Here is a 12,962-nt window from a genome sequence, read left to right on the forward strand (position 1 = left end):
ATTGTTATAACGCCGGAACGCTTAATTTTCTTATATGCAAAAGACCCTGCTGCTGGTTGACGGTTCCAGCTACCTCTACCGAGCCTTCCACGCGCTGCCCGACCTGCGCAGCCCGGACGGCCATCCGACCGGCGCCATGCACGGCATGGTCAACATGCTGCGCCGCCTGCGCGCCGACTTCCCCGCCGCCTACATCGCCTGCGTGTTCGACGCCAAGGGCAAGACCTTCCGCGACGATCTGTACCCCGAGTACAAGGCCACGCGCGCGTCCATGCCGGACGACCTGCGCCTGCAGATCGAACCCATCCACGAGGCCGTGCGCGCCATGGGCTGGCCGATCCTGATGGTCGAAGGCGTGGAGGCGGACGACGTGATCGGCACGCTGTGCGTGGATGCGGTCAAGGCCGGCCTGGACGTGGTGGTGTCGACCGGCGACAAGGACCTGGCGCAGCTGGTCAATCCGCACGTCATGCTGATCAACACCATGACCAACGAGAAGATGGACGAGCCGGGCGTGCTGGCCAAGTTCGGCGTGCCGCCGAACCGCATCATCGACTACCTGACCCTGATCGGCGACACCGTCGACAACGTGCCGGGCGTGGCCAAGTGCGGCCCGAAAACCGCGCTCAAGTGGCTCACCGCCTATGACAGCCTGGACGGCGTGATGGCCAACGCGGACAAGATCACCGGCGCCGTCGGCGAGAACCTGCGCACCGCGCTGCCATGGCTGCCGAAGGGCCGCGAGCTGATCACCGTGAAGACCGACTGCGACCTGAGCGCGCACATGATGTCGATTTCCGAATCGCTGGTGGCCAAGGGCGAGGACAAGGAGTCGCTGCTGGCCTTCTTCGGCAAATACGGCTTCAAGACGCTGCTGCGGGAACTGGGCGGCTTGACGCCGGCCGCGCCCATCGGCGCCGGCGGCGCGGGCGCACCGTCCGCCGCCACCGGCGCCGGCGCGGCCGCGGCGCCAGCGGGCGCCATCGCCGCCGGCGGCGCCAACGGCGACCTGTTCGCCGCCGCCAGCGCGCCGGCCAGCGTCCACTACGAGACCGTGCTGACCGAGGCGGACCTGGACAAATGGATCGCCCGCATCGACGCCGCCGGGCTGACGGCGGTGGACACGGAAACCACCTCGCTGGAGCCGATGACGGCGCAGATGGTCGGCATTTCGCTGGCCACCGAGCCGGGCGTGGCCTGCTATATCCCGGTGGCGCACAGCTACCAGGGCGTGCCCGAGCAGCTCAGCCGCGAACTGGTGCTGGAAAAGCTCAGGCCCTGGCTGGAGGACGGCGCCAAGCCCAAGGTCGGCCAGAACCTGAAGTACGACGCGCACATCTTCGCCAACCACGGCGTGGCCCTGCGCGGCATCGTGCACGACACGCTGCTGCAGTCCTACGTGTTCGAATCGCACCGCACGCACGACATGGACAGCCTGGCGCTGCGCCACCTGAACCACACCACCATCCCGTTCGTGGACGTGTGCGGCAAGGGCGCCAAGCAGATCACCTTCGACCAGGTGGAAATCGGCCGCGCCACCGAATACGCGGCGGAAGACGCCGACATCACGCTGCGGCTGCACCTGGCCATGCACGGCAACGTCTCGGCCGACGAGAAGCTGACCCGCATCTACAGCAAGATCGAACTGCCAACCGCCATCGTGCTGCAAAAGATCGAACGCAACGGCGTGATGATCGACGCGGCGCTGCTGAAGATCCAGTCGGACGAGCTGGGCGCGCGCATCGTGGAACTGGAAGCGAAGGCGCACGAGCTGGCCGAGCAGCCGTTCAACCTGGGCTCGCCCAAGCAGATCGGCGAGATCTTCTTCGAGAAGCTGAAGCTGCCGGTGGTGAAAAAGACGCCCAGCGGCGCCCCGTCCACCGACGAGGAAGTGCTGCAGAAGCTGGCCGAGGACTATCCCTTGCCGAAAGTGCTGCTGGAATACCGCGGCATGGCCAAGCTGAAGTCCACCTATACCGACAAGCTGCCGCTGATGATCAACAAGGCCACCGGCCGCGTGCACACCAACTACGCACAGGCGGTGGCGGTGACGGGGCGCCTGGCGTCGAACGATCCGAACCTGCAGAACATCCCGATCCGCACCGCCGAAGGGCGGCGCATCCGGGAAGCCTTCGTGGCGCCGCCGGGCAGCCATATCGTGTCGGCCGACTATTCGCAGATCGAGCTGCGCATCATGGCGCACATCTCGGAGGACGCGAACATGCTGCGCGCCTTCGCCGAAGGCGAGGACATCCACCGCGCCACCGCCGCCGAGATCTTCGGCGTGGCGCCGGCCGACGTGACCAGCGAACAGCGCCGCTACGCCAAGGTGATCAATTTCGGCCTGATCTACGGCATGAGCGCCTTCGGCCTGGCCTCCAACCTGGGTATCGACCGCGCCGCCGCGCAGAACTACATCGACCGCTACTTCGCGCGCTTCTCCGGCGTGAAGGCCTACATGGACGACACCCGCCTGCAGGCCAAGGCCAAGGGCTACGTGGAAACCGTGTTCGGCCGCCGCCTCTGGCTGCCGGAGATCAATTCGCCGAACGGCCCGCGCCGCCAGGGCGCCGAGCGCGCGGCGATCAACGCGCCGATGCAGGGCACGGCGGCCGACCTGATCAAGCTGGCCATGATCGCGGTGCAGGACTGGCTGGAGAAGGATGGCCTGAAAACCCGCATGATCATGCAGGTGCACGACGAACTGGTGCTGGAAGTGCCGGACGAGGAGCTGGCGCTGGTGCGCGAAAAGCTGCCGCAGCTGATGGCCGGCGTGGCGCAGTTGAAGGTGCCGCTGCTGGCGGAAGTCGGCGTGGGCAAGAACTGGGAGGAGGCTCACTAAGTGGGCCTGCGCGGGATTTATTCACCAACAGGAGGGGACTGATGAAAGATTTGTTGAACGACGCAGCAAGCCTGAACGACAAGCACCTGAGCGACGGCGTGGCCCGCCGCGACTTCCTGAAAGTGGCCCTCGGCACCGGCTTTGCGGCCGCCGCGCTGCCGGTGGTGGCGCAGAACGTCGTCAAGACCGACACCGACGGCCTGACCGCCGGCACCGTCACGGTCACCGTGAACGGCACCGCAGTGCCGGTATACCGCGCGCAGCCGGCCGGCAAGACCGGCCTGCCGGTGATCCTGGTGATCTCCGAGATCTTCGGCGTGCACGAGCACATCGCCGACGTGGCGCGCCGCTTCGCCAAGCTGGGCTATCTGGCGCTGGCGCCGGACCTGTTCGTGCGCCAGGGCGACGCCACCAAGGCGCCGTCGCAGGCCGAACTGATGAAGAACATCGTCGGCAAGACGCCGGACGCCGAGGTGCACGCCGACCTGGACGCCGTGGTGGCCTGGGCCAAGGCCAACGGCGGCAACACCGACAAGCTGGGCATCACCGGCTTCTGCTGGGGCGGCCGCCAGACCTGGCTGTACACCGCGCACAATCCGAATGTGAAGGCCGGCGTGGCCTGGTACGGCCGCGTGGTGGGCGAGAAAACCGCCATCAGCCCGCTGCACCCGGTCGACGTGGCCGACAAGATCAAGGCGCCGGTGCTGGGCCTGTACGGCGCCAAGGACACCGGCATCCCGGTCGAATCGCTGGACAAGCTGAAGGCGGCGCTGGCGGCCGCCGGCAACACCGGGTCCACCATCGTGGTCTATCCCAATTCGGGCCACGCCTTCCACGCCGACTACCGTCCCAGCTACAACGAAGCCGACGCCAAGGACGGTTTTGCGCGCGCCGTGGCCTGGTTCAAGGCTAACGGCGTTGCATAACTGAGCAGAAAATCGGGCCGGGCGGTAAAATGCCCGGTTTGCGCCGGCATTCAGGCGCGGAACGCAGCAGGCGCCGGGCCCCGGCTGCGTTTCCTGGTAGTGCTCAAGAGGCAATAAAATCGATTCCACACTCATTTCCATCCTGCTGGCCACCACCATCGGCGGCGTGATCAGCCTGACCGCTGCGGCCATTTTCTCGTTTACCTTGCTGTCCAAGGTGGTCGAGCGCATGGTCAGCCTGTCGGTCGGCATCATGCTGTCCACGTCGCTGCTGCACGCGCTGCCGGAGGCGTTTGAATCGAGTGCGGATCCGCGCACCCTGTTTGCCACCCTGCTGGGCGGCTTGCTGGCCTTCTTCATGCTGGAAAAGCTGGCCATCCTGCGCCACTCGCACCACCACGAGCACGACGGCCATCACCACCACCACGGACATGACAAGCGCGAAGCCGGCAAGGCCGGCTGGATGATCCTGGTGGGCGACGGCATGCACAACTTCACCGACGGCATCCTGATCGCGGCGGCTTTCCTGGCCGATCCGGGCCTGGGGCTGGTGACCGGCGTGGCCATCATCGCGCACGAGATCCCGCAGGAGATCGGCGACTTCATCGTGCTGCTGAACGCCGGCTTCTCGCGCACGCGCGCCTATGTCTACAATCTGCTGTGCAGCATGATGGCGATCGCCGGCGGCCTGCTGGGCTACTATACGCTGGACCAGGCCAGCAACCTGATTCCCTACGTGCTGGTGTTCGCCTCGTCCGGCTTCATCTACATCGCCGTGAGCGACCTGATGCCGCAGATGCAGCGCCGTGCCACGCTGCGCGAGACCATCCCGCAAGTACTGCTGATCGCCGCCGGCGTCGGCATCGTGCTGTTCCTCACCGCGCAGCGCCACTGAGCGGCCGCCAGGCCGGGCTTGCGGCCGCGCAAACCGCGCGCTCCGGCCTGTGCTAAGGTGATGTTTTGGCCGCCAAGGAGGCAACCATGGCCACCGAACAAGACCTGCAAGCCCTGTCCCCATCCGACCGCGCCCGCCTGGAGCGCCTGGCGGAACTCGCCGGGCGCACGCCGCTGGAAACCTTGTACTTTGTTCAACGGGACGGGTTCGAAGAGTGCGAAGAGAGCGTGCGTGAAAACTTAATCGCGGAGCAAGATATTGCAGAGGGACGCGGGGTTCCGAACGAACAAGTGATGGAAGACGCCCAGCGCATCATTGACGAATGTGCTCAGCGTGCCAAGCAAGCCTAAGATCGTTTGGGCCCCGGCAGCGAAAGCTGACTATGACGCGGCGTTGCGGCGCATCGGTACGACGGATCCGCGCGCGGCGGACTTGGTAGCGCGTCGGGTTCGACGACTGCTGGCTCTGCTGGAAATTCAGCCCATGCTCGGCACACCGGCGACGACTTTGAATATTCGTCGATTCGCTATCCCGAAGACCGGACACACGATCGAATACCGTGTGCGTCCGGGAGAACTTCATATCTTGCGCTGGTACCGCCAGCGGCGCAAGCGGCCGTGATCAGGCGCCGGTGGCGACCGGGCGGGCCGGGTTGGCGCACCATTCGCTCCAGGAGCCTGGATACAGCGAGGCGCCGTGCAGGCCGGCTATTTCCATCGCCAGCAGGTTGTGGCAGGCGGTGACGCCCGAGCCGCATTGCATGATGGCTGTGGGCGCGTTGCTGAACAGCGGCGCGAATTCCTGCTTCAGCTGCGGCCCCGGCTTGAAACGGCCGTCCGGCAGCAGGTTGTCCTTGAAGAAACGGTTCCTGGCGCCCGGAATGTGGCCGCCCACCGGATCGATAGTCTCGTTCTCGCCGCGGAAACGGTCCGCCGCGCGCGCGTCCACCACGGTGCGGCGCTGCGTGCCCAGGTTCTCCACCACGTCGGCCAGGGTCACGGTATGCGCCAGGCTCGGACGCTCGGTGATGTGGCCTCGCGCGCGCTGCGCCACCGGCGTCACCAGCGGCAGGCCTTGCGACTGCCAGGCGGCCAGGCCGCCGTCCAGCACCGCCACCGCCGGGTGGCCCACCCAGCGCAGCAGCCACCACAGGCGCGCCGCGAACATGCCGCCGTGCGCGTCGTAGGCCACCACTTGCGTGCTGTCGCTGATGCCCCAACTGCGCAGCGTCTCGATCAGCGCGCCGCGCTCGGGCAGCGGATGGCGGCCCGTGAACTGCGCGCCGGCGGCGGCCTTGGGGCCGGACAGGTCGTCGTCGATACTGGCGAACTGCGCGTTCTGGATATGGCCGATGGCGAAGCCGTCGCGGCCCGCGTCCGGGTTCATCAGGTCGTGCCGGCAGTCCAGGATGACCCAGGCCGGGTCGGTCAGGTGCTGCGCGAGGTCGGCGGCGGTGATCAGGGTGGTATGCATGGCGCTCCTCTGTTTCGTTCTTACACTTCGCTGGCGATCGGATCGGTGGTGGCAATGGCTTTGCCGCGCTCCGTACTGCGGGTATTGTAAAACGTTGCGGCGATACCGGAAGCGAGAATGATGGCGATGCCCAGCCAGCTGTGCCAGTCGAAGGAATCGCTGAACACCATCACGCCCCAGAAGCTGGAGAAGACGATGCCGGTGTACTGCAGATTGGCCACCACCAGCGTCTTGCCGACGCGGTAGGCGCGCGTCATGGCCATCTGCGCGGCGGTGGCGCTCAGGCCGATGCCCAGCATCAGGAAGAATTTGTACCAGCTGTCGACCGCGTGCCAGATCACCGGGCCGCTGCCCGCTTCCAGGATATGCCCGCCGACGCCGGCCAGCAGGTTGCCGACCGAGAAATAGAACACCACCCGGTATTCCGGCTCGCCCGCCAGGCCCAGCTTGCGCACCTGCATATAAGCCATGGCCGACAGCACGCTCGACACGATGGCCACGATGGCAGGGGCCAGCTGGTTGGAATGGAAGGCCGGCTGCAGCAGCAGGGTGACGCCGACAAAGCTCATCACCACGGCCAGGATCAGCGGCCATTCGATGCGGTTCTGGGCGTGCCACCAGCCGTGCATGAACAGCCACAGCGCGATCCAGATCGGCGCCATGTAGTTCAGCGTCATGGCGGTGGCCAGGGGCAGGTTGGCGATGGCGTAGAACCACAGCCACAGGGAGACCACGCCGATGAAGCCGCGCCACAGGTGGGCGAAGGGCATGCTGGTCTTGAAGCTGCCGCCCTGGATGCGGATCATGCAGAACAGCACCGTCACGCCGATGACGCCCCGGCACAGCACGATCTCGGAGGTGGAGTAGATTTCCGAGGCGAGTTTCACGCATACGCCCATGGCGGCGAACATGAAACTGGCGAACAACATCCAAAGCGATTGCATCACATTCCTGTTTCTGCCGCCTTGGCGGCTGGGTTACAAAGCGACTTTGCTGCGGTACCACTCGTGGAAGTGCTGCATGCCGTCTTCCATCGGCGACTGGTACGGGCCGGCGTCGTTTTCGCCGCGCTGCATCAGGATCTTGCGGCCGGCGTCCATGCGCAGGGCGATTTCATCGTCCTCGACGCAGGTTTCCATGTAGGCCGCGCGCTCGGCGTCCACGAAATCGCGCTCGAACAGCACGATTTCCTCGGGATAGTAGAACTCCACCACGTTGCGCGTTTTTTGCGGGCCGTCCGGCCACAGGGTGGACACCACCAGCACGTGCGGATACCACTCCACCATGATGTTGGGGTACAGCGTGAGCCAGATGGCGCCGAATTCGGGCGGTTCGCCGCCGCGGAACTTGAGCACCTGCTCGTGCCATTTCTGGTACACCGGCGAGCCGGACTTGCGCAGGCTGCGGTTCACGCCCACCGTCTGCACGCTGTAGTCGGCGCCGAATTCCCAGCGCAGGTCTTCGCAGTTGACGAAGCCGCCCAGCCCGGGGTGGAAGGGCTCGACGTGGTAGTCCTCCAGGTAGACCTCGATGAAGGTCTTCCAGTTGTAGTCGCACTGATGCACTTCCACGTGGTCGAACATATAGCCGCTGAAGTCCAGGTCCTTGGAGACCGACATTTCCTTCAGCTTGTCCATGACGTTGTAGCCGTTCTGCTCGAACAGCAGCCCGTTCCAGCTTTGCAGCCTGGTCTTGGGCAGGTTCAGGCAGGGCGTCTCGGGGAAGTGCGGCGCGCCGATCAGCTCCCCTTTCAGGTCGTAGGTCCAGCGGTGCAGCGGGCAGACGATGGTGTTGCTGTTGCCGCGCCCATTGAACATCAGCGCCTGGCGGTGGCGGCAGACGTTGGATAGCACTTCAAGGCCGTTGGCGTTGCGCACCAGCATACGCCCTTCGTTTTCGGAAACGAGGGTCGCAAAGTCGCCGGCGTTCGGCACCATCAGTTCATGGCCGACATAGCGCGGCCCTGCTTTGAACAGTTGCTGCATTTCACGCTGCAGTAGCGTTTCGTCAAAATAGACGTTAACCGGAAGTTGCGCGTTGGAGCGCGCTAGCTTGGCGTGGGTAGCCAGATCGGACATCCCAACCCCCCTTAATTAAAGTGCTGCAAACCAAGAAGAGACAGAATCCGTAAAGACCTGAATTCAGTTTTTGAAACGGTATTTCGGACAGAACCGGAGATTATACCGTGAAATGCCTATATTCCGCTGGCTTTCCTGACAAGGGCGCCCGATTGCCTCGCCGACAGGGTAGACTGGAGAGCAACACTGTAAGCGCCGGTTGCACTTGTGCCGAAGTGTTAATTCCACTGCATTGGTTGGTTTGATCTAAAATAACGGGCTACACTGCGCTGGCGGCCCCTGAACGCTGCCCGGCCTTACCGATTTGAGTGCTTATGTCTAAGAAATTGAATGCTGACCCCGTGAATGCCGCATCCGCCCCTGCTTCCTTCGAGGAAGCCATGGCGGAGCTTGCGCAACTGGTGACGCAAATGGAAGCGGGCCAGCTGCCGCTGGAAGCGTCCGTCGCGGCCTATGCGCGCGGCTCGGAACTGGTTAAATACTGCGCCGGCCAGCTCGACAAGGTGGAAGCGCAGGTCAAGGTGCTGGAAGGCGGCATGCTCAAGCCTTTCGCCGACGCCGAGGAGCTGGCATGAGCGCGGCCTTCCACGACTGGATGAAAACCATCCAGGCCGGCATGGAGCAGGATATGGGCGCCTACCTGCCGGGCGCCGGCGCCGTGCCGTCCAAATTGCACGAAGCGATGCGCTACGCGCTGCTGGGGGGCGGCAAGCGTGTGCGTCCCCTGCTGGTGTACGCGGCCGGGGCCCTGTTCGGCGCCGACGCCGCAGTACTGAGCCGCGCCGCCGCCGCCGTCGAAATGATCCATGCCTACTCGCTGGTGCACGACGACATGCCCTGCATGGACGACGATGAACTGCGCCGCGGCAAGCCGACCGTGCATGTGGCCTACGACGAGGCCACCGCGCTGCTGGTGGGCGACGCGCTGCAATCGCAAGCCTTCCTGGTGCTGGCCGACGCGGCCGCGGCGGACGGCGCGGCGCTGCCGCCGGGGCGCCTGGCGGCCATGCTGCGCCTGCTGGCCCATGCTTCCGGCTCGGCCGGCATGTGCGGCGGCCAGGCGATCGACCTGGACAGCGTGGGCCTGAGCCTGACGCTGGAACAGCTCGAGCGCATGCATCAACTGAAGACCGGCGCCTTGCTGCGCGCGTCCGTGGTGCTGGGCGCGCTGGCCGGCAAGGATCTGGACCAGACGGAACTGACCGCGCTGAACGACTATGCGCGCGCCATCGGCCTGGCCTTCCAGGTGGTGGACGACGTGCTCGACGCCACGGCCGATTCGGCCACGCTGGGCAAAACCGCCGGCAAGGACGCGGCCGACAACAAGCCGACCTATGTTTCGATACTGGGTCTGGAACCGTCGCGCGAGCTGGCGGAAACATTGCGGCGCGACGCGCATGCTGCGCTCGCGCCGTTTGGAGAAAAAGCTCTGCGGTTACGCGAACTCGCGGATCTGATCGTGCAGCGGAAGGCATAAATGAACTTGCTTGAAAATATCAACGACCCGGCAGACGTGCGCAAGCTGGCACGCACCCAACTCACGCCGCTGGCGCACGAAGTGCGCAACTACCTGCTCGATTCCGTCTCCAAGACGGGCGGCCACCTGTCGTCCAACCTGGGCACGGTGGAACTGACCGTGGCGCTGCACTACGTCTTCAACACGCCGCACGACCGCATCGTGTGGGACGTGGGCCACCAGACCTACACGCACAAGATCCTGACCGGCCGCCGCAAGCAGATGCACACGCTGCGCCAGCTGGACGGCATTTCCGGCTTCCCGCGCCGCGTGGAAAGCGAATACGACACCTTCGGCACCGCGCACTCGTCGACCTCGATCTCGGCCGCGCTGGGCATGGCGCAGGCGGCCAAGATCAAGGGCGAGCACCGCCACGCCATCGCCGTCATCGGCGACGGTTCCATGACCGCCGGCATGGCGTTCGAGGCCCTCAACAACGCCGGCGTGCAGGAGGACGTCAACCTGCTGGTGATCCTGAACGACAACGACATGTCGATCTCGCCGCCGGTGGGCGCGCTGAACCGCTACCTGGCGCGCCTGATGTCGGGCCAGTTCTACGCGGCCGCCAAGAATGTCGGCAAGCAGGTCCTGCCCGGCCCCGTGCTGGAGCTGGCCAAGCGCTTCGAAGAGCATGCGAAAGGCATGGTGGTTCCGGCCACCATGTTCGAGGAATTCGGTTTCAACTACATCGGCCCGATCGACGGCCATGACCTGGAATCGCTGATCCCGACGCTGGAGAACATCAAGAAGCTGAAGGGTCCGCAATTCCTGCATGTGGTGACCAAGAAGGGCCAGGGCTACAAGCTGGCCGAGGCCGAGCCGGTGCTGTACCACGGCACGCCCAAATTCAATCCGGCCGAGGGCATCAAGCCCGCTCCGGCCGGCAAGATCACCTACACCGAAGTGTTCGGCAACTGGCTGTGCGACATGGCCAAGGCCGACCAGCGCCTGGTCGGCATCACACCCGCCATGCGCGAAGGCTCGGGCATGGTGCGCTTCGAGCAGGAATACCCGGACCGCTATTTCGACGTCGGCATCGCCGAGCAGCACTCGGTCACCTTCGGCGCGGGCCTGGCCTGCGAAGGCCTGAAGCCGGTGGTGGCGATCTACTCCACCTTCCTGCAGCGCGCCTACGACCAGCTGATCCACGACGTGGCGCTGCAAAACCTGGACGTGACCTTTGCGCTGGACCGCGCCGGCCTGGTGGGCGCGGACGGCGCCACCCACGCCGGCAACTACGACCTGGCCTACCTGCGCTGCATCCCCAACATGGTGGTGATGGCCGCGTCGGACGAGAATGAATGCCGCCAGATGCTCACCACGGGCTACCACTACGACGGTCCGGCCGCCATCCGCTATCCGCGCGGCGCGGGCATCGGCGCGGCCATCGATCCGAAACTGGATGCGATCGAGATCGGCAAGGGCGAGATCAAGCGCAAAGGCGAGAAGATCGCCATCCTGGCGTTCGGTTCGATGGTGGCGCCATCGGTAACGGCGGGCGCGCAGCTGGGCGCCACCGTGGCCAACATGCGCTTCGTCAAGCCGCTGGACGTGGACCTGGTGAGGCAGCTGGCCGCCGACCATGATTACTTCGTGACGGTGGAAGAGGGCTGCATCATGGGCGGCGCCGGCGCCGCCGTGGCCGAAGCGCTGGCCGCCGAAGGCATCGTCAAGCCGGTGCTCATGCTCGGCCTGCCGGACAAGTTCATCGACCATGGCGACCCGGCCAAACTGCTGGCCAGCGTGGGCCTGGACGCCGCCGGCATCGCTGCCTCCATCAAGGCGCGCTTCGTGGCGGCGGACGGCAGCGACGAGCCGCGCCTCGTGGTCAACAACGGCTGAAGGCAAGCACGCTATGCCAGTCAGTTCCTACCTCGACACCTCGCCCGAACTGGGCGAGGGGGTCTACCTGCACGAGACCGCGCAAGTGATCGGCGACGTGCGCATCGGGCGCGATTCCTCCGTGTGGTGCAACACCGTGCTGCGCGGGGACGTGAACCGCATCACCATCGGCGAGTGCAGCAATGTGCAGGACTTTGCCATGGGCCACGTGTCGCACAAGAACGCGGCCAAGCCGGACGGCTCGCCGCTGGTGATCGGCAACTACGTCACCATTGGCCACTCCGTGATCCTGCATGGCTGCGAGATCGGCGATGAATGCCTGATCGGCATGGGCACCATCGTCATGGACGACGTGGTGGTGAAAAAGCACGTCATGATCGGCGCCGGCAGCCTGGTTGCACCCGGCAAGGTGCTGGAAAGCGGCTACCTGTACGTTGGCCGCCCGGTCAAGCGCGTGCGCAAGCTCACCGATGAAGAAATCGCCTACCTGAAGTATTCGGCCGAACACTACGTCCGCGTCAAAAACAACCATTCCAGGTAAGTCCCCCTTGCGGCGGCGCCCGCGCTCTCCTATATTGGTATAAACGGTTTATTCCAATACTGGGGGATCGCCATGCGCTCTTGCGCCCGCTGCGCTTGTTCCGCGGTGCTGCTTGCAGCATGTTTGCTGCCGCAGGCCGCGCCGGCGCAGGTGCCCGATTCCGGCCGCTGGCAGGAGCTGCGCTTCGGCGCGGAAGAGGTCGGCGAACGCATGGAAGACCGTTACATCGAGCAGGTGGTGGAACTGGCCGCCGCCGGCCGGCTCGATGCGGACCGCGCGCTGCTGCACCGCCTGCGCTACATCAGCCGGGAACTGATCGCCGCCGCCATTGAGTTGAAACCGGAAGCGGCGTCCTGGCCGTGGGAAGTGCACCTGGCCAGCGGGCCGGATATCGAAGCGGTCTGCCTGGCCGGCGGCAAGCTGCTGGTGGGCGCCGATTTCGTGCGGCGGCTGGCGCTGGACGACAGCGAACTGGCCGTGCTGCTGGCGCACGAGGTGGCGCACGCCATTGCGGAACACTCACGCGAGTTCCTGTCCGAAGCGCAGCTGGTTTATCGGCCGCTGGTGCCGGTGGACGTGGTCATGCTGCGGCTCGACAGCGACTTGTCCCTGCAACTGCGCCTGGCAAGCCTGGCCCGCACACAGGAGCGCGAGGCGGACCAGCTGGGGATGGTGCTGGCGCACCGCGCCGGATGGCCCACGTCGGCCATGCTCAGTTTCTACCGCAAGCTGGCGGACGCGGACGGCGGCGCCGGTGAGTCCCTGGTCGCCAGCCATCCCTCGCACGCCTCGCGCATCAGCATGTCGCGCGGCATGGCGCGGCTGCTGGAGCCATGACCTCGACGCCGC

At 65.5% G+C, this 12,962-nt stretch carries 13 protein-coding genes; 10 read left to right on the forward strand and 3 right to left on the reverse strand.

Translation table 11 applies throughout. The annotated features are described in order from the left end of the window. The first annotated feature begins 34 nt into the window (after positions 1 to 34). From polA to ASD15_RS33755, 5 genes are all read left to right on the forward strand, one after another. Positions 35 to 2,842 carry a DNA polymerase I gene (gene polA, locus ASD15_RS02985; protein ID WP_057153231.1) on the forward strand — a complete coding sequence of 936 codons (2,808 nt, stop codon included), beginning with the start codon at positions 35 to 37 and terminating at the stop codon, positions 2,840 to 2,842. Positions 2,843 to 2,883: 41 nt separating this feature from the next. After that, complete coding sequence (locus tag ASD15_RS02990) at positions 2,884 to 3,768, forward strand: dienelactone hydrolase family protein (RefSeq protein WP_057153232.1); 885 nt, start codon at positions 2,884 to 2,886, stop codon at positions 3,766 to 3,768. A gap of 142 nt (positions 3,769 to 3,910) precedes the next feature. Further along, entirely contained in the window at positions 3,911 to 4,663 is a 753-nt protein-coding gene (locus tag ASD15_RS02995; protein ID WP_057153233.1) for a ZIP family metal transporter, read from the forward strand. Between the two features lie 86 nt (positions 4,664 to 4,749). Further along, positions 4,750 to 5,013 carry a hypothetical protein gene (locus ASD15_RS03000; protein ID WP_157200795.1) on the forward strand — a complete coding sequence of 88 codons (264 nt, stop codon included), beginning with the start codon at positions 4,750 to 4,752 and terminating at the stop codon, positions 5,011 to 5,013. Next, the gene (locus ASD15_RS33755) at positions 4,997 to 5,284 is read left to right on the forward strand and encodes a type II toxin-antitoxin system RelE/ParE family toxin (RefSeq protein ID WP_373888160.1); all 288 of its coding nucleotides are present in this window, start codon (positions 4,997 to 4,999) and stop codon (positions 5,282 to 5,284) included. The genes ASD15_RS03000 and ASD15_RS33755 overlap by 17 nt, the downstream gene beginning before the upstream one ends. Here the strand turns inward: ASD15_RS33755 and ASD15_RS03005 are convergent, their stop codons facing one another. From ASD15_RS03005 to ASD15_RS03015, 3 genes are read right to left on the reverse strand one after another with little or no spacing between them, the layout of a single operon-like run. Further along, positions 5,285 to 6,136: a sulfurtransferase gene (locus ASD15_RS03005; RefSeq protein ID WP_057153235.1), complete on the reverse strand. Its 852-nt coding sequence runs from the start codon at positions 6,134 to 6,136 to the stop codon at positions 5,285 to 5,287. Between the two features lie 20 nt (positions 6,137 to 6,156). Continuing rightward, positions 6,157 to 7,080: a DMT family transporter gene (locus tag ASD15_RS03010; RefSeq protein ID WP_057153236.1), complete on the reverse strand. Its 924-nt coding sequence runs from the start codon at positions 7,078 to 7,080 to the stop codon at positions 6,157 to 6,159. A gap of 33 nt (positions 7,081 to 7,113) precedes the next feature. Next, positions 7,114 to 8,214: an aromatic ring-hydroxylating dioxygenase subunit alpha gene (locus ASD15_RS03015; protein ID WP_057153237.1), complete on the reverse strand. Its 1,101-nt coding sequence runs from the start codon at positions 8,212 to 8,214 to the stop codon at positions 7,114 to 7,116. A gap of 314 nt (positions 8,215 to 8,528) precedes the next feature. Between ASD15_RS03015 and ASD15_RS03020 the strand changes: the two genes are divergently transcribed. The 5 genes from ASD15_RS03020 to ASD15_RS03040 all read left to right on the forward strand — a co-directional run bounded on the left by ASD15_RS03020 (position 8,529) and on the right by ASD15_RS03040 (position 12,950). Then, the gene (locus tag ASD15_RS03020) at positions 8,529 to 8,789 is read left to right on the forward strand and encodes an exodeoxyribonuclease VII small subunit (protein WP_057153238.1); all 261 of its coding nucleotides are present in this window, start codon (positions 8,529 to 8,531) and stop codon (positions 8,787 to 8,789) included. Further along, positions 8,786 to 9,691: a polyprenyl synthetase family protein gene (locus ASD15_RS03025; protein WP_057153239.1), complete on the forward strand. Its 906-nt coding sequence runs from the start codon at positions 8,786 to 8,788 to the stop codon at positions 9,689 to 9,691. The genes ASD15_RS03020 and ASD15_RS03025 overlap by 4 nt, the downstream gene beginning before the upstream one ends. Then, entirely contained in the window at positions 9,692 to 11,572 is a 1,881-nt protein-coding gene (gene dxs / locus ASD15_RS03030) for a 1-deoxy-D-xylulose-5-phosphate synthase (RefSeq protein ID WP_057153240.1), read from the forward strand. Between the two features lie 13 nt (positions 11,573 to 11,585). Next, positions 11,586 to 12,113 (forward strand): gamma carbonic anhydrase family protein, encoded by a 528-nt coding sequence (locus tag ASD15_RS03035; protein ID WP_057153241.1) that lies wholly within the window; start codon positions 11,586 to 11,588, stop codon positions 12,111 to 12,113. A gap of 123 nt (positions 12,114 to 12,236) precedes the next feature. After that, entirely contained in the window at positions 12,237 to 12,950 is a 714-nt protein-coding gene (locus ASD15_RS03040; RefSeq protein ID WP_229418039.1) for a M48 family metalloprotease, read from the forward strand. The last annotated feature ends 12 nt before the right edge of the window (positions 12,951 to 12,962 follow it).

Source organism: Massilia sp. Root351 (genome assembly GCF_001425045.1).
Lineage (GTDB): Bacteria > Pseudomonadota > Gammaproteobacteria > Burkholderiales > Burkholderiaceae_D > Rugamonas.

Coding starts and splice junctions, on each gene's coding strand:
- polA (WP_057153231.1), top strand. CDS start 35: ATGCAAAAGACCCTGCTGCTGGTTGACGGTTCCAGCTACCTCTACCGA.
- ASD15_RS02990 (WP_057153232.1), top strand. CDS start 2,884: ATGAAAGATTTGTTGAACGACGCAGCAAGCCTGAACGACAAGCACCTG.
- ASD15_RS03000 (WP_157200795.1), top strand. CDS start 4,750: ATGGCCACCGAACAAGACCTGCAAGCCCTGTCCCCATCCGACCGCGCC.
- ASD15_RS03005 (WP_057153235.1), bottom strand. CDS start 6,136: ATGCATACCACCCTGATCACCGCCGCCGACCTCGCGCAGCACCTGACC.
- ASD15_RS03010 (WP_057153236.1), bottom strand. CDS start 7,080: ATGCAATCGCTTTGGATGTTGTTCGCCAGTTTCATGTTCGCCGCCATG.
- ASD15_RS03015 (WP_057153237.1), bottom strand. CDS start 8,214: ATGTCCGATCTGGCTACCCACGCCAAGCTAGCGCGCTCCAACGCGCAA.
- ASD15_RS03020 (WP_057153238.1), top strand. CDS start 8,529: ATGTCTAAGAAATTGAATGCTGACCCCGTGAATGCCGCATCCGCCCCT.
- ASD15_RS03025 (WP_057153239.1), top strand. CDS start 8,786: ATGAGCGCGGCCTTCCACGACTGGATGAAAACCATCCAGGCCGGCATG.
- dxs (WP_057153240.1), top strand. CDS start 9,692: ATGAACTTGCTTGAAAATATCAACGACCCGGCAGACGTGCGCAAGCTG.
- ASD15_RS03035 (WP_057153241.1), top strand. CDS start 11,586: ATGCCAGTCAGTTCCTACCTCGACACCTCGCCCGAACTGGGCGAGGGG.